The sequence below is a fragment of the Leptothoe sp. LEGE 181152 genome, assembly GCF_032906605.1.
In the GTDB taxonomy this organism is placed as follows: domain Bacteria; phylum Cyanobacteriota; class Cyanobacteriia; order Phormidesmidales; family Phormidesmidaceae; genus Leptothoe; species Leptothoe turfae.
In genome coordinates this window covers 95,482-115,600 of the sequence record NZ_JASATU010000028.1, presented here as the reverse complement: position 1 = coordinate 115,600, position 20,119 = coordinate 95,482, and the positions used below count along the sequence as shown (strand labels likewise).

General features: G+C 48.5%; 17 protein-coding genes and 1 pseudogene. 9 read left to right on the top strand and 9 right to left on the bottom strand.

The genetic code is table 11. The annotated features are described in order from the left end of the window. Window positions 1–1,890: pseudogene (locus QGP82_RS16305) on the top strand (hypothetical protein); the annotation flags it as partial. Window positions 1,891–2,142: 252 nt separating this feature from the next. After that, on the top strand, window positions 2,143–3,138 hold the full coding sequence (gene ilvC, locus QGP82_RS16300) for a ketol-acid reductoisomerase (RefSeq protein WP_006514726.1): 996 nt from the start codon (window positions 2,143–2,145) through the stop codon (window positions 3,136–3,138). Between the two features lie 169 nt (window positions 3,139–3,307). On the opposite strand, the gene QGP82_RS16295 is transcribed toward ilvC, so the two are convergent. Beyond that, on the bottom strand, window positions 3,308–3,478 hold the full coding sequence (locus QGP82_RS16295) for a hypothetical protein (protein WP_163668758.1): 171 nt from the start codon (window positions 3,476–3,478) through the stop codon (window positions 3,308–3,310). Window positions 3,479–3,659: 181 nt separating this feature from the next. Continuing rightward, window positions 3,660–4,502 (bottom strand): Npun_F0296 family exosortase-dependent surface protein, encoded by an 843-nt coding sequence (locus tag QGP82_RS16290; RefSeq protein WP_499060275.1) that lies wholly within the window; start codon window positions 4,500–4,502, stop codon window positions 3,660–3,662. A gap of 661 nt (window positions 4,503–5,163) precedes the next feature. On the opposite strand from QGP82_RS16290, the gene QGP82_RS16285 reads away from it, so the two are divergent. The 3 genes from QGP82_RS16285 to QGP82_RS16275 all read left to right on the top strand — a co-directional run bounded on the left by QGP82_RS16285 (window position 5,164) and on the right by QGP82_RS16275 (window position 7,812). Then, window positions 5,164–6,534 carry a hypothetical protein gene (locus QGP82_RS16285; protein ID WP_499060273.1) on the top strand — a complete coding sequence of 457 codons (1,371 nt, stop codon included), beginning with the start codon at window positions 5,164–5,166 and terminating at the stop codon, window positions 6,532–6,534. A 31-nt stretch (window positions 6,535–6,565) separates the two neighbouring features. Next, the gene (locus tag QGP82_RS16280; RefSeq protein WP_163668752.1) at window positions 6,566–7,096 is read left to right on the top strand and encodes a hypothetical protein; all 531 of its coding nucleotides are present in this window, start codon (window positions 6,566–6,568) and stop codon (window positions 7,094–7,096) included. A gap of 68 nt (window positions 7,097–7,164) precedes the next feature. Then, the gene (locus QGP82_RS16275) at window positions 7,165–7,812 is read left to right on the top strand and encodes a hypothetical protein (protein ID WP_499060271.1); all 648 of its coding nucleotides are present in this window, start codon (window positions 7,165–7,167) and stop codon (window positions 7,810–7,812) included. A gap of 189 nt (window positions 7,813–8,001) precedes the next feature. Here the strand turns inward: QGP82_RS16275 and QGP82_RS16270 are convergent, their stop codons facing one another. From QGP82_RS16270 to hisH, 3 genes are all read right to left on the bottom strand, one after another. After that, window positions 8,002–8,205 (bottom strand): hypothetical protein, encoded by a 204-nt coding sequence (locus tag QGP82_RS16270; protein ID WP_163668748.1) that lies wholly within the window; start codon window positions 8,203–8,205, stop codon window positions 8,002–8,004. A 98-nt stretch (window positions 8,206–8,303) separates the two neighbouring features. Beyond that, complete coding sequence (locus QGP82_RS16265) at window positions 8,304–9,023, bottom strand: M15 family metallopeptidase (RefSeq protein ID WP_499060269.1); 720 nt, start codon at window positions 9,021–9,023, stop codon at window positions 8,304–8,306. A 5-nt stretch (window positions 9,024–9,028) separates the two neighbouring features. Then, entirely contained in the window at window positions 9,029–9,667 is a 639-nt protein-coding gene (gene hisH, locus QGP82_RS16260; RefSeq protein WP_499060267.1) for an imidazole glycerol phosphate synthase subunit HisH, read from the bottom strand. A 130-nt stretch (window positions 9,668–9,797) separates the two neighbouring features. On the opposite strand from hisH, the gene QGP82_RS16255 reads away from it, so the two are divergent. The 4 genes from QGP82_RS16255 to QGP82_RS16240 all read left to right on the top strand — a co-directional run bounded on the left by QGP82_RS16255 (window position 9,798) and on the right by QGP82_RS16240 (window position 14,858). Continuing rightward, window positions 9,798–10,301 carry a pyroglutamyl-peptidase I family protein gene (locus tag QGP82_RS16255; RefSeq protein WP_163668742.1) on the top strand — a complete coding sequence of 168 codons (504 nt, stop codon included), beginning with the start codon at window positions 9,798–9,800 and terminating at the stop codon, window positions 10,299–10,301. An 89-nt stretch (window positions 10,302–10,390) separates the two neighbouring features. After that, on the top strand, window positions 10,391–11,722 hold the full coding sequence (locus tag QGP82_RS16250) for a DUF3370 domain-containing protein (RefSeq protein ID WP_499060266.1): 1,332 nt from the start codon (window positions 10,391–10,393) through the stop codon (window positions 11,720–11,722). A 319-nt stretch (window positions 11,723–12,041) separates the two neighbouring features. Then, on the top strand, window positions 12,042–13,358 hold the full coding sequence (locus tag QGP82_RS16245; RefSeq protein WP_499060264.1) for a response regulator: 1,317 nt from the start codon (window positions 12,042–12,044) through the stop codon (window positions 13,356–13,358). 120 nt (window positions 13,359–13,478) lie between these two features. After that, window positions 13,479–14,858 carry an Hpt domain-containing protein gene (locus QGP82_RS16240; RefSeq protein WP_163668736.1) on the top strand — a complete coding sequence of 460 codons (1,380 nt, stop codon included), beginning with the start codon at window positions 13,479–13,481 and terminating at the stop codon, window positions 14,856–14,858. Window positions 14,859–15,042: 184 nt separating this feature from the next. Here QGP82_RS16240 and QGP82_RS16235 read toward each other — a convergent pair whose 3' ends face one another. The 4 genes from QGP82_RS16235 to QGP82_RS16220 all read right to left on the bottom strand — a co-directional run bounded on the left by QGP82_RS16235 (window position 15,043) and on the right by QGP82_RS16220 (window position 19,658). Continuing rightward, entirely contained in the window at window positions 15,043–15,678 is a 636-nt protein-coding gene (locus QGP82_RS16235; RefSeq protein ID WP_163668734.1) for a DUF938 domain-containing protein, read from the bottom strand. Between the two features lie 129 nt (window positions 15,679–15,807). Continuing rightward, window positions 15,808–17,808, bottom strand: coding sequence for a dynamin family protein (locus tag QGP82_RS16230; RefSeq protein ID WP_163668732.1), 2,001 nt, complete (start codon window positions 17,806–17,808; stop codon window positions 15,808–15,810). A 175-nt stretch (window positions 17,809–17,983) separates the two neighbouring features. After that, complete coding sequence (locus tag QGP82_RS16225) at window positions 17,984–19,492, bottom strand: GMC oxidoreductase (RefSeq protein WP_163668730.1); 1,509 nt, start codon at window positions 19,490–19,492, stop codon at window positions 17,984–17,986. A gap of 28 nt (window positions 19,493–19,520) precedes the next feature. Continuing rightward, on the bottom strand, window positions 19,521–19,658 hold the full coding sequence (locus QGP82_RS16220) for a hypothetical protein (RefSeq protein WP_006514708.1): 138 nt from the start codon (window positions 19,656–19,658) through the stop codon (window positions 19,521–19,523). Window positions 19,659–20,119 lie beyond the last annotated feature (461 nt).

Here is a 20,119-nt window from a genome sequence, read left to right as displayed (position 1 = left end):
CTACAGGAGATAGTTCCAGAAGCGCTAGAGGTGACCCGTTCGATACAATCAGAGTCCTCCCGTGCTTCTGCGCTCAGAGAACTGGCCAAGCAACTACCGGAGCTACTACCCGAAGCGCTAGAGGTGACCCGTTCGATACAAGATGAGTCTTCCCGTGCCAATGTGCTCAGCGCAATGGTGAAACAACTGCCACCGGAACTACTGCCCGAAGCATTGGAGGTGACCCGTTCGATACAATCAGAGTCCTCCCGTGCTTCTGCGCTCAGAGAACTGGTGAAACAACTGCCACCGGAGCTACTGCCCGAAGTGCTGGAGGTGACCCGTTCGATACAAGATGAGTTCAACCGTGCTTCTGCGCTCAACGAATTGGCCGAGCACCTACCGGAGCTACTGGCCGAAGCGCTAGAGGTGACCCGCTCGATACAAGATGAATTCAACCGTGCCGATGCGCTCAACGAACTGGCCAAGCATCTGCCACTGGAGTTACTACCCGAAGCATTAGAGGTGGCTCGTTCGATACAAGATGAGTCTTGGCGTACCTATGCGCTTAGTGAACTGGCTAAGTACCTGCCACCGGAGCTACTACCCGAAGCACTAGAGGTGACCCGTTCAATACAATCAGAGTCCTCCCGTGCTTCTGCGCTTAGCGAACTGGTCGAGCACCTGCCGGAGCTATTGCCCGAAGCATTAGAGGTGACCCGCTCGATACAATCAGAGTCCTCCCGTGCTTTTGCGCTTAGAAAACTAGCTAAGTACATGCCGGAGCTACTGCCCGAAGTACTGGAGGTGACCCGTTCAATACAATCAGAGTTCAACCGCGCTTCTGCGCTCAGCGAACTGACCGAGCACCTACCGGAGCTACTGCCCGAAGCGCTAGAGGTGACCCGCTCGATACAAAATGAGTTCAACCGTGCTTCCGCACTCAGATCATTGGCCAAACAATTGCCACCGGAGCTACTGCCCGAAGCATTGGAGGTGACCTGTTCGATACAAGATGAGTCTTGGCGTACCTATGCGCTCAGAGAACTGGCCAAGCACCTGCCACCGGAGTTGCTGCTCGAAGCGCTGGAGGTGACCCGTTCAATACAATCAGAGTCCTCCCGTGTCAATGTGCTCAGAGAATTGGTTAAGCACCTGCCGGAGCTACTGCCCGAAGCGCTGCAAGTGACGCGTTCGATACAATCAGAGCCTGACCGTGCTTCAGCGCTCAGCGCACTGGTGAAACAATTGCCACCGGAGCTACTGTCCGAAGCACTGGAGGTGACGCGTTCGATACAAGATGAGTCTTGGCGTACCTATGCGCTTAGCGAACTAGCCAAGCACCTGCCGGAACTACTGCCTGAAGCGCTGGAAGTGACCCGTTCGATACAAAATGACCTCAACCGTGCCAATGCGCTCAGAGAACTGGCCAAGCACCTGCCAGAGCTACTGCCCGAAGCATTGGAAGTGACCCGTTCGATACGATCAGAGTTTCACCGTGCCGATACGCTCAGAAAACTGGTTAAACAATTGCCACCGAAGTTACTGTCTAAGGCACTGGAGATGACGCGTTCGATACAATCAGAGCCCTTCCGTGCTTATGCCCTCGGCGAACTAGCCAAGCAAACGTCGAATATTGGACATGATCATTTGCGTGCTGCCATCACTGAGATCAGTAACGAATACTATCGTTCAAGCGCCCTTAGTGCATTGATCAAAGAAATGGAGCCATCAAACTTTACCCTTGAACTCTGGCAAAGTACTCTGCAAACCTTTGCATCCCAGGCTCGGAGTCAATTTTTATCATTTTACCTGCTTCACATCGCAAATATGACCTTAGCAATAGGTGGCAAAGATGCTATTGCTGCTGTGGCTAAAGCTATTCGAGACATATCCAACCAATGGCCATAAGGGGGCGTTATACGAAATCCGGGTGTCTGCCAACGATATCGTAGGGCAGGCACGAGGCACCGCCTCACCTTCTTTCCTATTGCCCATTAACTGGTGGGCCGTGCCCACCCTACATTTTTGTGCAGATCTCTAGATGCTTACATCGGCATATGGTTTGGTAGGATGAAAGGCTGCACTACTGATTCAGAATGCCGGCGCTGAATTGGGATCTTAAGTTTGGTTACCCGCCGCAAATCAAGGAGAGCTTTCACAATGGCCCAGATGTACTACGACAGCGACGCAAATTTAGATTTACTCAACGGAAAAACCGTTGCCATTATTGGTTACGGCTCCCAGGGTCATGCCCATGCCCTGAACCTTAAAGACAGCGGCGTCAACGTCGTTGTGGGTCTTTACGAAGGCAGTCGCTCTAAGGCCAAAGCAGAATCCGCAGGTCTGACGGTTAAGTCCGTAGCGGATGCCGCTGCCGCTGCCGACATGATCATGATTCTGCTCCCCGACGAAGTTCAAAAGACTGTCTACAAAGAGAGCATTGCGCCTAATCTTTCAGCAGGTAACGTGCTGGCCTTTGCCCACGGGTTTAACATCAACTTCGCTCAGATCGTTCCCCCCGAAGATGTGGACGTCGTCATGATTGCGCCCAAGGGACCTGGCCACCTCGTACGCCGCACCTATGAGCAAGGCCAAGGTGTACCTGCCCTGTTCGCTGTTTTTCAAGATGCTTCTGGTAAAGGTCGCGACATGGCCATGGCCTATGCCAAGGGCATCGGCGGTACTCGCGCTGGCATTCTAGAGACCACATTCCGTGAAGAAACTGAAACTGACCTCTTTGGTGAGCAGGTTGTTCTATGTGGTGGCCTTAGCGAATTGATTAAAGCTGGTTTTGAAACCTTGATCGAAGCCGGTTACCAACCAGAGTTGGCTTACTTTGAGTGTCTCCACGAAGTAAAACTCATCGTTGACCTGGTGGTTGAAGGTGGTTTGGCCAACATGCGCTACAGCATTTCCAACACGGCTGAATATGGTGACTACACTCGCGGACCCCGCATCATCACCGAAGAAACTAAGAAGGAAATGAAGCAGATCCTCAAAGAGATCCAAACCGGTCAGTTTGCCCGTGAGTTTGTCCTTGAGAGTCAGGCAGGTAACCCTGGGTTTAATGCTATTCGTCGCCGCGAAGCTGAGCACCCCATCGAAGAAGTGGGCAAAGATCTGCGAGCTATGTTTAGCTGGCTGAAAAAAGTCTAAAAACGACTGATCACAGCGGGACGTTTTCCCGAGGGTAGAAGTCAGGAGTCGGGGGGCAAAATATAGGGTCTCACGGACTTCTGACTTCCGATTCACCACCCAGCTGCGCTTTCCCGGTTTAAGTGGATGCCCCATTATTTTTTAATATCGGACGGCATCTTCTGTCCGATTAATATCGAGCGGCATCTTCTGTCCGATTCTGAAACTCTGATGATGTTTGAGTATCTTCCCAAACATCGATTAGCTTTGTGATTAACAAGACCAAACAGGCTAAAGACACACCTAACTTTAGCCAGGTGAACAAACTTGAAAGAATCTCACCATGGTTAAACACTGGCATGGGGTTACTCCTGTGAATAAGAGGCAAAACACTTAATGGCAACGCTGTTGCCTATCGCAGCCATTGAGTGCCAATGAATGAGATGAACCTGTTGGTTAGAAGATAAATAATCTCCTAACAGCTCTTCGAAACGGTTTATCTTTTGTTGATAATGATTTTATTTTTCGGCTGGTCAGGCTAATTAAGCACGGGAAAATCTACACCGTACTATAAACGCCCCAACCACTGCTAAACCTACTACAGTACTAGATTCAGGAACAGTTTCAGGCGTTTGAGGATTGTCGATGTCAGTAACATTGTTGCTCATTCGGAAGGAATGATTATCCGTTTCAAAGCCACTTAGTTGGGTTTGAGAAATAACAATTTGGTTAAAGGTGCTTCCTGTTGTATCGGTATAGAAGTGGACATAGCCATTGCCCTGATTCAATTGGTGGCCAGCTTTTATGGGCAGGATAGGCTCAATGTCACTGGCAGTGAAGGTGCTAATTTTTGTGCCATTATTGAAGAATGATAGCTGGTTGCCATCACTTAAAGATCCCCAATTCATGCCAAAGTAATTGAGTTCTTTGGCAAGGTCGATCGTCACTGAGTTACCTTGGAAAACCGCTAGATAATCCGATACGTTTTTTTCGCCATTGGCACCGGTGGGAGCCCAGCGGTCATTGTAAGTGCCACTATTGTAAATTCCTGTACGGTCACCTGACGTGGTGCTAAGGCTGCTTTCAAATGTGTAGGTAATCAAGTCGCTACCAAAGCTGTAGCTATTGTCTCCTACTTGTGTGGCAGCTGAATTGAAATCGATCGTTGTTGTATTGTCGTCATAAAAATCTGAGAATGCGCCTAATTTACCAGCGCTATCACCAGGGTTTATCCCTTGGGTAGTTTTGGCAGTAATGTCGCCAATGGTGGTCTCACCAAAGATTAAGAGAGCGTCATCGTCAAAATCATTGGCAAGTGCAATATTGCCAGGAGCAACGGATGCTAAAGTCGCAAATGTGCCCAGCGCGAAAGCCTTATAAATCATTTAGATTCTTTATGTGAAAAGCCAAATGCTGAAGATCTGCACCCGTCTCGGCCAGGCTAATCAATATTGAGTTGCTTAATTATGCAAACCTGAGTACTGAAAAGCCAAATGCTGAAGATCTGCACCCGTTTAGCTTATCGATACCCTGTTCAACCTAATCAGGGACAGCACAACGTTGGTTGAATCATAGCCATTAACGTTTTGATTTAGTTAAGGGAATGTAGCCAGTTTTTGATTTCAGTCTTGGCGCTACCACAATCATGATTTTGGTTGCTATAATCTTGAACTTTTCGACAAAAATCATAAAACCATCGAACAATGTGAACTTCTGTAGAGATACATGGCTCTAGAGCACATTAGTCAGCTGAGCTATACCTGGCATAGAAAATGACCCTGGCCGACTTAAATAATTAGCTTCATCTCTAACAATAGGCACCATCGTTCTAGCCATCGCTTTATGGGCGTAGGAAAGAACATTTCTCTCTTCCGCTGGTGTTTTTTAGTAAAGCATCCGGTTTTATTCACAAAGGATTATTGAGAACTATCCCGACCTTCCAGGCCTTTGTCTGAAAATTTCAAAGAAAATACGTCTGATTCAACGATTGGGTGTCTACTGCCATGCTTTGAACATTACACATATATTTGCTCGAGAACTAAAATTGTGTCCAAGCCCCAAAGTAAAGCCCTGCTCAGCTGTTTAACGCTACTTACAACCTATTCTTCAGCGAATTTAGGTTATGGTAAGGCCGCAGAAATCAATGTTGATGCCGATAATAGGTCCGGTGACGATGTACCGGATTTAACCGTTACTCAGCAATCAGATTCTGAGGATGTTTCTGGTGCAACCCTCCATGCCCAAAGCATTCAGCCTGATCATGAAGTACAGCCAGCATTTGCCTCTCAATCAGTTGCCATCACAGGCAATGAAGATATTTCAGCACATGCAACAATAGAAGATAGCAGAGCCGCTAGATTACAGCACCTGGTGGATACAACCACCCGTGATTTACCTTCTGACAACTCTCTGTTGTCAGAAGACATATTAGAGGACATTTCAGAAGATACAGCATCAGCGTTAGCACATAGTGAGGGTGCTATAGAAATCGCTGTTGCAACGGTTCCTGCGGAACAAACGCCTGTAGAGGTACCCACGATTGATGTATTCAATACTGACGCCGTTGATCGTAGTGGAGTCGAAGATACGGTTGTTTCGGCTGAAAATGTAGAGTCTGACTTAGATAGCTCCCTTGAAATTGCCCAATTGCCGCTTGAACCTCCCATTGTGACGCCAAGGTCCCAGGAGCAGAAAGTCATTGAGCAATTACTTGAAGGGGCTCCATCCAGTGCAGATATCCCTACTCCGTATCGTAGTTCTCCAGCGATTACAATTTCTAACCCCTCCGGTTTTGGTGCGGATAACTTTACAGGGTTTATTGGCGTTGGCTATCAAGAAAGAACTCGTTTTGCTAACCAAGACGACGGGGGATTAGTCGTCGGCGTTGGTTTGGGTGATGCCCGTGAAAACATCGGTGTGCAGCTATCCTATACCGTGGCTAGTTTTGGTGGCAGTCGAGATTTTGGCACGGGTGGTTTTAATGCCAAGCTCCATAAGCGATTAGCCGATGATTGGTCAGTGGCGCTAGGCTGGGAAGGTTTTGCCACCACTGGATTCGTTGACTTTGAAGACTCAATTTATGGCTCTGTTTCCCACCTGATTCGTACCCGTGAAAGCATTACCCAGCCGTTTAGTCGCATCGCCTTAACGGCTGGTGTCGGCAACGGTCGTTTTCGCACAGAAGACGACGTTTTTGACGATCGCGATAGTGTTGGTGTCTTTGGTAGCGCAGCTGTGCGCGTGGCAGAACCCGTCAGTGCCATTGTGGAATGGACCGGACAAGATTTAGCTGTGGGACTGTCCATTACACCCTTTAAAGATATTCCAATTGTCCTTCTACCGGCTGTTCGAGACATTGCCGGAGCGGGGGATGGTGGCCGATTTGTCATGGGTGCTGGCTTGTCATTTCAACTTTAAATAAAGAGAACTATAGAGGCACGAAATCAACATGCTATTTCTAAAACAGTCAACATCAACGAGTTCCCTTTGGCAGCTTTTGTCAGCTGGTGTGGCAGCAAGCGCAATTATCTGTAGTCCCTCAGTTGGATTAGCCCAGAATCAATCAGATGTGACTGGCCCCAATTTGTCGGATATGACGGGTCCTAATTTATCGGATACCACCGGCACTAACCAGTCGGATACTACAGCTGTTGGTGGAGAACAAATTTTTAGAAATGCCAATGGAGAGTTTGTTAGCCTGGCTGAATTATTTGAAGATTTTTTTGACACCTATGGTGAAGAGCTGGGCATTGATAAAGATGCTAGTTTGTCTGACAAATTAAGGCAGGCCGTTCAAAGCTGTTCTGCTCAAGTGAACAGCGGCACTCGGCGGTTTGCCCGTGATCCAGGCTCTAGTATCCAGCCAGTTTCCCTAGCCTGTGAGGAGTTTAGTCGCTTAGTTCAATCCGCTCAACAGTCTTTAAACCAATACAAACAAGCTCGCCCACAATCCAACACAGTGGATCAACGATTGTGGTGAGTGGTAGTGAGGCTACAACGATTACCCAAATAAGATGCATATAAACTTCTCAGAAGGATACTCCAAAGATGGGCAATTTTTTTGATTTTCTGGCTCAATATGGACGTCATGTAGCTGTGGGTTTGCTAACAACAGTGGCTACATTGGGGGTGTCGTCGACCGCTACGCAAGCTCAGGAAAGCTTTGGCAATCAAGGCATCCGGCTAGACGTAGACACTATTGTTGAATTTGAGTTTTTAGAATCCAACGGTAGTTATCAATCTACGTTTGGCATTATCAATTTACAAACGGGTGAAAAGTTTCCCATCTACAGTGAAGTTAAAGGGTCCGATGTGCCACAACCTGTAAATAAACCCTCGGATTACCAAGATGATGCCGGTGTGAACAACCGAGATGATTTCCAGGGAACTCCTGGTGTGACCGTGCCTCAACCTTTAGAAGAGTTTCGATTAACAGCAAATACTGAGTATAGCTTTTACTTAGAGTCTTCATTTAATGGGCAACCTGCCGGCATTTTATATTCAACCACCCGTCAAAATGCTGGCAATCGTCAGTATGCTCGATTTGATGGCCCCATAGGAGATGTGATCGATGGGGGGCTGTTGCTGCGCTGGGAGGATTCGGGTTCACTCCTGGTTGGGGCGGAAAATGCCGATTATGACTACGATGATTTTATTGTTCGTATTGGTGGGTATTTGCAATGGGATCAGCCCTAAGGTGATGCAGAACCCCTCCCTGACGGTTCCCCTTACCAAGGGGAACCCTAAGCAGACTATTTGAAACTACTGAACCTTCAGGTTTTTGGCCATTCTCTCTGACTTATGTATACACCGTAGCCAGCATTGGGGGGTGCTCTAATCAAAAGATATTTCTATGATTAAGCAACTGTACTCAGGACTTAGGACTTAAGGCTTTTCTTCAATGATTGGAAAGGCATTGTAAACTTTATGAATGCCTTCCCAGCCGTCTTTTTTTCCGGCGTTTTGTCTAGCAATGTTTTCAGCTGCTTTAACACTGGTGGCGTGAACTGAAACGAGGGTTTTGGTGCCCCATTCGGAAACTACGACATAGTAACAAGAGGTGGGATTGGAAATAGATTGAGACAGCATCAGTGGTAGCCCATGCAACTATATATTCCTCTGTCTCTTGCCAGGGAGGTTATGCATATTCGTTGGCATCCGTAACGAAAGTTTAGCAATACTAAAGCCTATTCAGCGCGGCCATAGTAGGCAAACGCCTTAGAATTATTAGGGGTTTCGTCAACCGTCATCCCTAACCAGGCCCATAGCTGGTCGCCCAGGGAAAAGTGCCACCACTCGTTGGGGTGTTGACGAAACCCAGCCGCCTGCATTGCCTGGGCTAATACGGTGCGATGGTGATGAAATGTTTGGCCATCGAGTTTATCCGCAAAATAGTTGGGATAGGACCGTGCAGAGATTTCGTCGATGTCAGACCCCATATCCACCACCTGCCGCTGGGCATCTACCAGGGTGATGTCGATGGCTGCTCCGGTACTATGGGGCGGTGGCGTTGCCATGTCATGGCTAGGAGCCGCCCAAAACTGATATACCTGGGCCATCAGTTCTTCCCTAGGTGCGTCGTCAGTTCCCCCCAGTTGCTTACTTTGCCACACCTGCAACAACTGTTCGTAGGTGTAGTTCACCATAAACTGCTGCACAGGAATGGGACGGTAGGCATCAAAGATTTGAATCCGCCAGCCAGGATACCGCTGCTGTAGGTGCACTTGAGCCTGCACTAAAGCCCGTAATACCCCTTCCCGCACATAGTAAGGAGATCGTTCTCCATAGGGAGCCCCCAACATCGCATAGGGATGAGGGTCAACAACTGCAAACTGTTCTAACGGAATTGGTACTAAAGATTCGCCGCATTCTTGAATGGGAATACGTTGATAGGGCTTAGGGGCCATAAAACCTACCCAACCGCCACCGGCTGTTTCACCCTCTCAACAAAGTTCGCCAACAACTGTAGACCTGTCTTAGCAGACTTCTCAGGGTGAAACTGTACAGCCATCAGATTGTCCTTAGCAACAGCGGCTGTCACCGTTTGACTACCGTGGGTAACAGTGGCTGCAACAATGGAGGGATCGGTTGTCTCGGCATAGTAAGAGTGGACAAAGTAAACCCACTCGTTGGATGAAATTGTGGACCAGAGGGGGTGATCTGGCTGGGTTAGCTGTAGCTGGTTCCAACCCATGTGGGGAATGGTGATGCCGGGCTCGGGCTTAAATTTACGCAGGGTGCCCTTGAGTACACCAATGCCAGGCTCAACACCTTCTTCAGAAGCTTCAAATAAGAGCTGTAGCCCCACACAAATACCCAGGAAGGGTTTACCGCTGGCGATGACATCGCGGATTGGTTGGGCTAAGTTGCGATCGCATAAATGCCGCATGGCCGGGTCAAAGGCACCCACACCGGGTAGCACCACACCATCAGCCCGATGAATCACCTCTGGCTGATCAGTCACTATCGGCGTAGCCCCAGCAAACTCTAGCCCTTTACAGGCCGAGTGCAGATTACCCATGTCGTAATCAATCACAGCGATGGTTGGCATAGTCCCTCTGGTAGGCGATTACTGCTCTATAGTATCGGCTTGACTGAAGGATGGGTAGTTGGGGGGAGGGCAAAAGGGCAGGTATGTTTAAGAACAGCCCCCATTCCCCATTCCCTACTCCCCTAGACCAATGTCCGCGCCTATTTTGATCACCAGCTTCCGACCCTGGAAAGCGCATCAAGGCCTCAATACCAGCGATGTCTTACTAGAACGTGTGGCGGCAAAATTACCGCAGAATGCTATTTTTTTGCGCTGGCTGCCGGTTAATTTTGACCTGGCACCGATGCAGGTGATTAATCACATTGTTCAGTATCGGCCCAAGGCCGTTATCTGCTGCGGCATGGCGGAAATGCGTCAGACATTAACCGTAGAACAGTGGGGCACCCATGGGGACAATCGCCTGGCAACGCCCATTGATCTCAAGACCTTGATCAAGAATACAATTCACACCCACATCAGCAACGATGCTGGCAATTTTGTGTGCAATCGCCTTTACTACCGGGTGCTCAGACATCTTAAGCAACAGTCCGCTGCCGCCCTATTTGTCCATGTGCCGTTGATTACTCCAGCTAACCATACCGTCATTGAGTTTGATTTCCTAAAAATCGTTGACCATTTAAATTCAGCCTGTTGATAATCTTGTATAGTCCCCACCATCAATAGCTCCCAGACAGGTTAGGGGACGGAAAATGTACCTTCTATTTTGCCCCCACTGTTTGTCCAATGTTCTTCCCCCTCATTGCCCAAGCTCCTTCACCGCCGCAAATCGTCCGCCCCCAAGAAGTCAGACCCCTACCGGCTCAGCTAGATACGCTCCCTGTCTTTAATAGCAACAGTCCTGAGCTGATTGGCGAGCCAGGGATTTTACTCTCCACATTTCCACCCGAGGGCATGGAGCACCCAGAAGCCCATCTGGACTTTGCTTTTGAGGGACGATTTGATGTGTTTGCTCACCATGTCTATCGGGCAGATGATCCTGAGGATCTCAGACCAATGTATGTGGCCATTTTGGTGCACAATCCTGGTGTGGAAACAGTGACGGTGAATGTGCTGGCTGGCGCTAGCTACTTAAGTCAACCAGATGCACCGTTTATCACATTGCCGAGTGCAATCCGCTTTTCGCCTCGTAATCCGGTGTTTGCTGGCCCCGGTAGTCGAGTGATGGGAGATTTGATCCAGGGGCGTCGTCAAGATCTAATCCCGTCTCAATTAGTTGTTCCCCCTGGGGCCAATGCTCTGCTTTTAAACGCGCCCATTCCGGTGGCCGAGTTTGACCCACCCATTAATGGTCGCTCCACTTTAATTGAATTGGATAGCAGTGGCCCTGTTTATCTGGCGAGCCTGTCAGAAACCGCTAATGTGGACGGCAATGACCATGAGACTGCCCCCACATTGGCCCAGTGGGCATCCATAGTAAAGAATTCAGGGTTGGCTGGACCTCGCGATCGCACCCCCACCCCCATCACCGACAATTCAGGTCAGGTGATTTATGGCCGTGTGGCAGGGGTCGCCCAAGGATCTAGCTGGACCGCCACCGTTACTGATGATGGCGCTGACGTGCTGACTATTCCAGCATCAAATACAGCCATTTCCTATGGCCTCAGTACCCTGCATGCAGGGCAAATGGGTACCAACCAAAACCAAAGTGCTCCCATGTTGGTGCGTTATGGAGACACCGCCTACCAAGCCCATGGTAATTATGGTGTGGAATACACCCTGGCATTTCCCTTACAAAACAGCACCGATAGTCATCAAACCGTCACCATTGCCCTGGAAACCCCCATTAAAGAAGACACCCTGTCAACAGCAGGGTTACAGTTTTTCGAAACCCCACCAAACCGCACCTTTTTCCGAGGCCCCGTCCAAGTCAGATATCGCGACGACGACAACCTCCCTCGTATACGCAATTTCCATCTAGTACAACTGCGCGGGCAACAGGCTGAACCCCTAACAACATTAACCCTAGCCCCTCAGGAAAAACGTCGAGTAGACATCATCTTGCGCTATCCCCCCGATGCCACCCCACCCCAAGTTATTACTATCCAAACAGAATAAATAGACCCAACACTTAATCTATGGTGATGATGCGCCATTTGTATTAAACCATGCTTTTATTGCATGGTTTAATGAGAAAATCACATAAACGTCCTTGAGATGTAACGGAACTTACAATCTGTGTCTTCTGAAATAAGGAAGATAACTTGAACTAGCATAACTTGCGGGTTATGCTCGTAATAGAAGACACAGGTGTATGCAATTCCAATACCCTATTGGTGAGTACATTGCTGAACTAGTAGAGGTTTGGGCCGATTTTAAAGAGGCTTTTATCGCAGTCTGTATTCAGCCCTTCTTCATGTAGGGGTAGAGCACAAGCATGTCAAATGTATTCATTATTGGTGAGTTAAATCACAAAATCCAGAGAGCTAAAGAGAGTCTGTTTACCGGAGTACTTGCAATAGGGACCCATAACGAGGTCGAATGGTTCCTATATTTTCTCGTTGGTCAAATTGTTTGGGCGAATACCCGCACCCATTCAAAACGCCGTTGGCATCGCCAATGCCTCAAATACTCTCCGGATTTAAGCAAGAAAGCAATTCATGACATTGCCCATCAACCTGAAAACTATAAAGTGATGGCGCAATTAGTTATGCAACAAAAGTTTAGTCGGGAGCAATTTTCTCAAGTCGTCATAGGCTGCATTTCTGAAATTCTGTTCGATATCATCTACCAGGCGACACTAGAGCTCAAAACCTCGCAAAAACTAATTTATAAAGTTAGCTCCCGCAACGGGGCTAACTTTCCTTGTATCGGCCTTCATCGAGAACCTATCTGGCAGCAGGTTCAACAAGATTGGCATGCCTGGCAACAGGCAAATCTAACTGATTACAATCCTAATCTAGCACCGAAGATTATCAGAGCTGATATTCTTCGGGAGCGCACATCAGAGGCAACATTTCGCGAGTTGGAAAAATTAGCTGATGGTCGGTTAACCCTGCGAGATTTAGCCGTGAAAACAGGCCAACCCCTGATTTTACTAACACAGTCATTGATTCCCCACATCCGTCGGGATCTGATGAAGTTGGTCAACGTGAAAGATTTATCATCTGCCCCCTATATCAAGCCAAGGACCCCAACATCTTTTGTACCGTCTTCTGGTAGTCATCATTCCGTAGCTAAAAAGAGAGCAGCCGTTACCTCTAGCATGAAGGCTAACCCGGTCAAGCGCCAAAGACCTTGTACCTGCAGTCAAGCAAACAATGATAAGGGTAAAGCTGTCGTCGCCTATGTTGACGACAACCTGGCAGATAGCCAGGCAATGGCCGATATTTTCAAAGAATCAGACTATCGCTATGTCAATATTTCTGATTCTTTACAGGCTCTCACCAAGCTGTTGGAGCTTAAACCTCAGCTAATTTTTCTCGATCTGGTTATGCCTGTGGTCAATGGTTATGAACTCTGTGCTCAGATTCGAAGAATCTCGGTACTTAAAGACGTTCCAGTCATCATCATGACTAATAACAACAGTATTCCTGATCGAGTACGGGCCAAAGTGGTGGGTTCCAATGGTTTTTTGGGTAAACCCATTAAACCCAAGCGAGTTTTGAAAGTGGTGCTCAAGCATTTACAAACTGAGCCAGTGACATCAACCAGTCCAGCGCAGTTTAGCAGGCTATCACCATCGTCTGTCTAACCGAGACACGGGGCAACACCGGAGACGGAAACAACTACAAAACAATAAATTTAGCTTAACAGAATAGATATCATCTATCCTTCTGTTAGGACACCATAGCGTTATATTCCTTAAGTCATCATGAGTTCTAATCAGGTCATCTTACAACCACCGCCAACCTATTTTCAACAGGAGGCTTCTCAATTACTTCAGCAAATAGGGGATGAGCTTCAATCTCTAAGTCAAAACTTTAGTATCCAGAAAGCGCATACATTGATGCGTTTAGCTCATACCCTGAAAGGGGCCGCAGCAACCGTGGGGTTAGATGTTATCAAAACCATCACCCAGGCATTAGAAAATGCATTTAAGGCATTGTGTACTCCAGATGCCAACCTAACTCCCACAGTAGAAGACTTAATTTTTGAAGGGTACAACTGCTTGGAACTGATGGTCTCAGTACGGTTAGCCAAAGAACCCATTGATGAGTCCAATATTTTGGCCCGGATAGCGACCATCGTCTCACAGCTACAGGAAAACCTAGGCGATCGGTTTGGTCAAGATAGCTATTTACCCACGTCCATTGAGCTTGGGGTTGATGTCACTCAGGCGATCTTTGAAAGTGGCGTCACCGACTACTTAAATGAATTAAGCTACGCTCTCAAAACGCCTGACCCTGAATCTTTAAAAGCCCTACTCCATATTCACGCTGATGTCTTCATTGGGTTAGCCGAATCACTTCAATTGCCAGGGTTTGGGGCAATTGCCAAAGCGACGTTAGCGGCCCTCAAACAGCATCCTGCCCAAACTGTTCACATTGCTCAAATTGCATTGGCCGACTATCGTGCTGGCCAGACAAAAGTACTACAGGGCGATCGCAACCAGGGGGGTGCCCCGAGTTCAGCTCTCCTACAGCTGGGCACCCAGGTACCCCAACGAACAAATCGATTGAAGGGCCTATGGCAATGGTTAAACCAACCGATAACAATGCCTCACAAAGCACTCCAAATTCAAGTCACTCAGCCATCAAGCCCTCCGCCAACACTCCCCACAAAACCCATCCCTGTTGTCAAGAAACAGCCCCTCAGTCAGGTATTCCTAAACTGTCAGGAGGACTTGAGTGATTTAACCAGACAGCATGATAAACCTGTTCTGGTGGAAATTCGAGAGAATGAAGTTCTCATTGACCAAGCCATCGCTCAGCGGCTATATGATCCGCTACTACAGCTGGTACACTATGCCTTCAAACAAGATCTTGAGATGCCTACCGTTCGACAGCAGCAAGGGAAATCAGCTCTGGGTAGAATTCAACTGGCGGCCAAGCAAGCAGAGCAGCATCTAGTGATGTGTGTTTGGGACGATGGATACGGCCTCAATCCAGAAACGCCCTGTCAGCAAGTGCGTCCTCAGATCGCCTCCTTACAGGGCACAGTGACTGCGGCCTATTCCCCTGGCAAGGGCACCTGTTTCACCCTGCGCATTCCCCTTAGCACCTGCCGTGTACACACAAGTGTTGGAAACTAGCGCGTTCGCGGTTGCCTCACCCCCTCTAGCTCCCCTGCCTCACCCCCTCTAGCTCCCCCTTACCAAGGGGGAGAACCGGAGTTTCCCCCCTTACCAAGGGGGGATTAAGGGGGGTAATGCAAGATTGTGAACGCCCTTTCGAGATGTGTGTACACGGTAGCCCTTCTAAGGCTTTGAGTAACGACTAAGGTTGTTTATGAAACACTAACGAAAGATTATTAGCAGGCATTTCCACCACCTCCTGCAGAGCTAGCTGATGTGCCTTAGCCGTCTCTTCAACAGTTTCTAAATCCCGCACGCCCCAATCAGGATTCTGTTCTTTCAGCCAGCCATCAAATATGGCATTACTAGGCGCTGTATGCTCACCATTACGCTTAAAGGGACCATATAAGTAAAGAACACCCTTTTCAGGCAGTACACGCCCAGCCCCAGCCATCAAAAAATCACACGCTTTCCACGGAGCAATGTGGATCATATTAATGGTGACAACTGCATCAATCGACCGCTTTTCATCTGCCTCCACAGGCCATGGGGCATGGCAAACATCGAGTTCTATGGGGGGGAGTAGATAGCGAGCATTGGTGGCCTGCTGCCAGGCGGCAATACTCTTCAGCATGGGCTCACTGATATCGCTGGGCCACCAACGTCGGGGTGCAAGTTTAGGGGCGAAAAAACTAGCATGCTCACCCGTACCGCTAGCAATTTCCAACACGGTGCCTGGATTGGGTAGAACGCGCTCTAGCACTGCGAGAATGAACTCACGATTACGCTCAGTGGCAGGGGCATAGAGACGACCGTCATTGGGTTTGAAATCAGGCATGGGAGGGGGGACTTATTGGTGATTAGTTTTGAGTGTAGCAGGGCTGGCACAAGGCGCAGCCTCTACAAGACATCCATCAGGCCCCAAGAACCAAGAACTAAAAACTAGAAACTAAGAACTAAAAACCCCCTAAACCTGACCATAAAGCTGTTGAATCACCTGATCTGCCTGCTGTAGTTGATTTAAAGCCGTCTGCAATTGGTCCAATTCATGTTGTCCCTGGTGTTCTTGGTTTTGCTTTTGGGTTAGTAAGGTTTCTAAATCAGCCTTGCGAGCTTTGATGTCGGCATCCAGGCGACTGATGACGGATTGCTCATAGTCGCGAAAGTACTGAATAATGGCTGAATGGATAGGTTGCTGCTGTTCAGCGGCAATGCGGGGTAGGTGGGTTCTGAGTTCCTGGCGCGCCGCTGCGACTAAGGCACGACGGGTTTGGTCAATTTGGAAGGCCCCGATGCCCAGGCTGGCAATCCCTAGGGTAATGGGTCCGGCGATGGTGCTGATCAGACTGGAAGCTAAAAGGCTGGCACCGATGGCAGCGACTACATTAATCAGAATGCTCTGCAGATCGATGCTGGCCAGAACTGCTTTAATTTCAGGGGTATCTGCCGGTTGGTTGAGGGCATCAATGGCCCATGCTGCCCAGCTGGGTTGGCTGTTGTCGAGGGGAAGCTCCACGAACTGACCGCTGAGGGTATTTAGAATTTGCTGGGTGATTTGGTTGTAGGAGGTACCGTAGTGGGCGGCCCGCTTAGACAGAGCTTGAAAAGCACTGCGTAAGGTGGGTTCCAGGGTGCGACTCCAGTGTAAAAGTCGATCGTTGAGATAGCGTTGAAAGGCCGTCTCTAGGGATTGGTTAAACTGTTGCCGACCGGCAGGGCTGACAAGATCTAACAGGGAGAGATCGGGTTGGTAAGGGGCAAAGTCTTTTTCAAAGGTGGTTTCCAGGCTAAGGATAAAGTCCTTAAAGGAGGAGGTGGTGGCTGTGGCATTGCGATCGCAACTCGTCCGAATCTCCTGCTGAAACTGATCGCGAATCACCACCAGCTGTTCAAACACCGGAGCCAGCTGCAAAATAGTTTGCTTCAGCTCAGCCACACTTTGCGCCAATAGAGTCTGACGCAGCTGCACCTTTTCCGTAAGTTCTGTCAGCGTACGCCGAGATAAGGCCACTACTGGTTGAAACTCAGCCTGGGTCCGCTCATGGGTAAGAAACTGATCCAGGGTGAGCAAAAACCGCGAAAATCCTGGATCGCGAATGGGCTCATCTGGAGTCTTAATCCGCTGACGTAGCACCTCCAGGGCAGAAATGGGAAATACCCGCTGGTCGTAGCGATCGCAATAGTCTTTAAGGGTACTGTGAAACACCTGATGCAGGCGGGATTCTGCCTGGGCCAATTCATCTGGATCATCGGGATCTAGCAAACTATCCTTAATGTGGTCCCAGGCATTCAGCAAGAAAAACAGCGACAGCCCTTTATGTTGCAAGTAGTTATTGAGATAGCGACGCTCAGCCAGGGTGCAAGGCTGTGTAGCCCGCAGCATAAACAAAATTGCATGACAGCTTTGGATATAGCCAAGGGAAAGTTTATTTAGAGCTTCAGTATCGTTGAGACCCGGACTATCAACAATTTCAACACCGTTTTCTAACAGCGATAGCGGATAGTGAATCACCGCATGGCTCACATGGGCAAAAGGTGGGGTACTGCCATTTTGACGCATATCAGCTGGATCGATGGTGTACCGCTGGGTAAATGTCTCCATGTCTAACTGCTCAGGCGGTCGGTCATCGTTGAAGTAAATCGTTGCTTCAGGGGTAGGACCATAGCGAAGCACCGTCAGTAGGGCCGTGCAAGGATTCACATTGCTGGGCAATAAGGGTTCTCCCAGTAGCGCATTGAGAAACGTACTCTTCCCCCGTTTCATATCCCCTAGCACCATGAGGCGAAAGACTCCCTGGCGCAGACCTTGACTAGCAGCCGAGAGATCGATGAGGGGCTGGGTGAGATCAAACGTTTCTTGCAACGGCTGAAGCGTACTGATCATCGTCTCAAGCTGAACAGCAAGGGCTTGACGCAGATTAGAAACTTGGGAGAGATGGGGTAACAGGGACATAGGGAGACGATTCATAATATTCTCAAACGGCTTGACTCATGGTCAGTTGGCCACTTGAGAGTATTTCTATTGTAGGCAATGGTAGAGCAGACAGCTCCGATGCTTCTACAAACGCTGAGGAATGAGGGTTTATGATTTCTCGGTGTGGGAGCGTTCCATGGTTGATGTAGGGGCGTTCCATGGAACGCCCCTACATCAACCGCTCAATTAAATGGTCTCCTACCCGTAAGGCGTTGGCAATCACCGTCAGCGCCGGACTTACGCTGGCATTAGACGGAAAGAAACTGCTGTCCACCACATAAAGATTATCCACGTCATGGGTGCGGCAGTTAGGATTCAAAACCGACGTAGTCCGGTCATTCCCAAATCGGCAGGTACCGCATTGGTTAGCCATCACCTGAATAGGCACCTCACCACGGGGATGGGTACCGCGCTGAAACCCACCTAAGTCTTTTTCAAGGGTCTTTAGCACCTCTATCCAACGATAAACCAGGCGATCATGGGCCTCTAAATTATTGGGAGTATAGTCAATGTAGAGTTTGTTATGGTCGATGCGCACACGGTTGTTGAGGTCAGGTAAGTCTTCAGTTTGAATCCACCAGCCAATGGAGCGCGTGGCCAACTGTTTGAGGCCAAAATCAGGCATATATTTGGCCAGAATTGAGAGCAGTGGGGGAGCCTCAGCAAAAATAATGTCGCTGAGCAGGCCACCTGTATTGTAGATATGGCCCATCGGGTAGGGAAAATCGGTATCTCCCCAGTAAAAATCGTTAATGTAGACAGTTTTAGGAAAATCTCCTGAGTTAGTTTTATTCGTGAGCTGTACCACGGCTGTCAGTAAGCTTTTCATCAGATTGCGACCCACCAGGTCAGAACTGTTGGCTAGACCACAGGGGTGTTGCTCATTGGCCGACTGAAGTAATAGAGCAGCTGAATTAACAGCACCACAGGATAGGACAACAATATAGGCAAAGAATAAGTAGGTTTGGTTGCCAATTTGGGTTTCCACCGCTTTGACCATCTGACCGGAGGGGTCAGTGTGGAGAGCGACCACCCTAGCTTCGGTTTTGAGGGTGACGTTGGAGTGGGTGAGGGCCGGGGCAATGCCGCTGACTTCAGAGTCGTTGGTGGGGTCATCGTCCTGGCGAGTAAGGCCCAAGGGTAGACAAGCGGGGTGGAGGTTCTGGGTTGCGATCGCAACCATTATTTCTTCAATCTCTTGCTCTTGGTTAATCGCTTCATAGGGATACTCTCGACTATGCCCAGGCTCCGTTGGATCGCCACCGAGGGTGCCATGCACCTTATACAGCCGCTCAGCTTCAGTGTAGTAAGGCTCAAAATCAGCGTACTTTAAACACCATTCCAGGGAAACACCTGTTTGATGTTCTACCCGCTCAAAGTCTCGTTCTCGCATTCTTAGCAAGGCAGCCCCGTAGATTTTAGTATTGCCACCTACGGCATAGTTCATCTGAGGGGAGAAGGGCTCGCCAGCAGTGTCGTACCATTGCTCGGGAGCATGGTAACGTTCTCGTTTAAAGACATCGACGTCACTGCGATTTTGTTCTTCGAGGGGCATAAAGTCTCCCCGCTCTAGGATCAGAATCTTTTTACCGGTGGGTGCCAGTTTACAGGCTAGGGTACCGCCCCCTGCACCAGTACCGACAATAATTACGTCATACTGCTGGTCATCAATAATCACAAAGTACCCCTTGCCACCAGATCATTTACTAAAACAGGGCACACAGGCCCGACACAGCCAATTCAGCCTGAACTTTAGTTATCAAAGCTGCAAAGATAATTATATTTAAGACAATTAACATTAAGAGCGCATGTACTTGCTCTTCACCGATTCCATCTAAATTCATAGTTGTCCTCCCATCTCAAGGCACGGTTAGCTATTGCATGGTCAAAACCATGGTACAAACATCGACTGATTCTGCAACTGCTATGGGGCTATGTCAAACGACGATTAGTCAAAGATTATGGAACAAATAAAACATTAATTAAAGAGATAATATCAATCCGAGTATTGCCCTGAAGCAATCCTTTTGCAGTGTAGCTACAAATACTTTTGAGGCAGATATTTGTCAGTAATTCTTAAAGCTTATACGGATATCTGCAAGTATCTTTTTTCATAGAGTTCCTTATTGTCTAGGAAAATCAGCGGCAATCTAAGTAAACGATCTTCAATCTGATAGATTTCCTGTCCAGAAGTTCCTGATAAGGTTTCAGTAAAGATTAAAAATTATTTTTTCATCAAGGTTCATTGTTCGTAACTCCAGTAATCATGGTGGGACCCTTGGCAGCGTGAATGAGCAGATGTGAT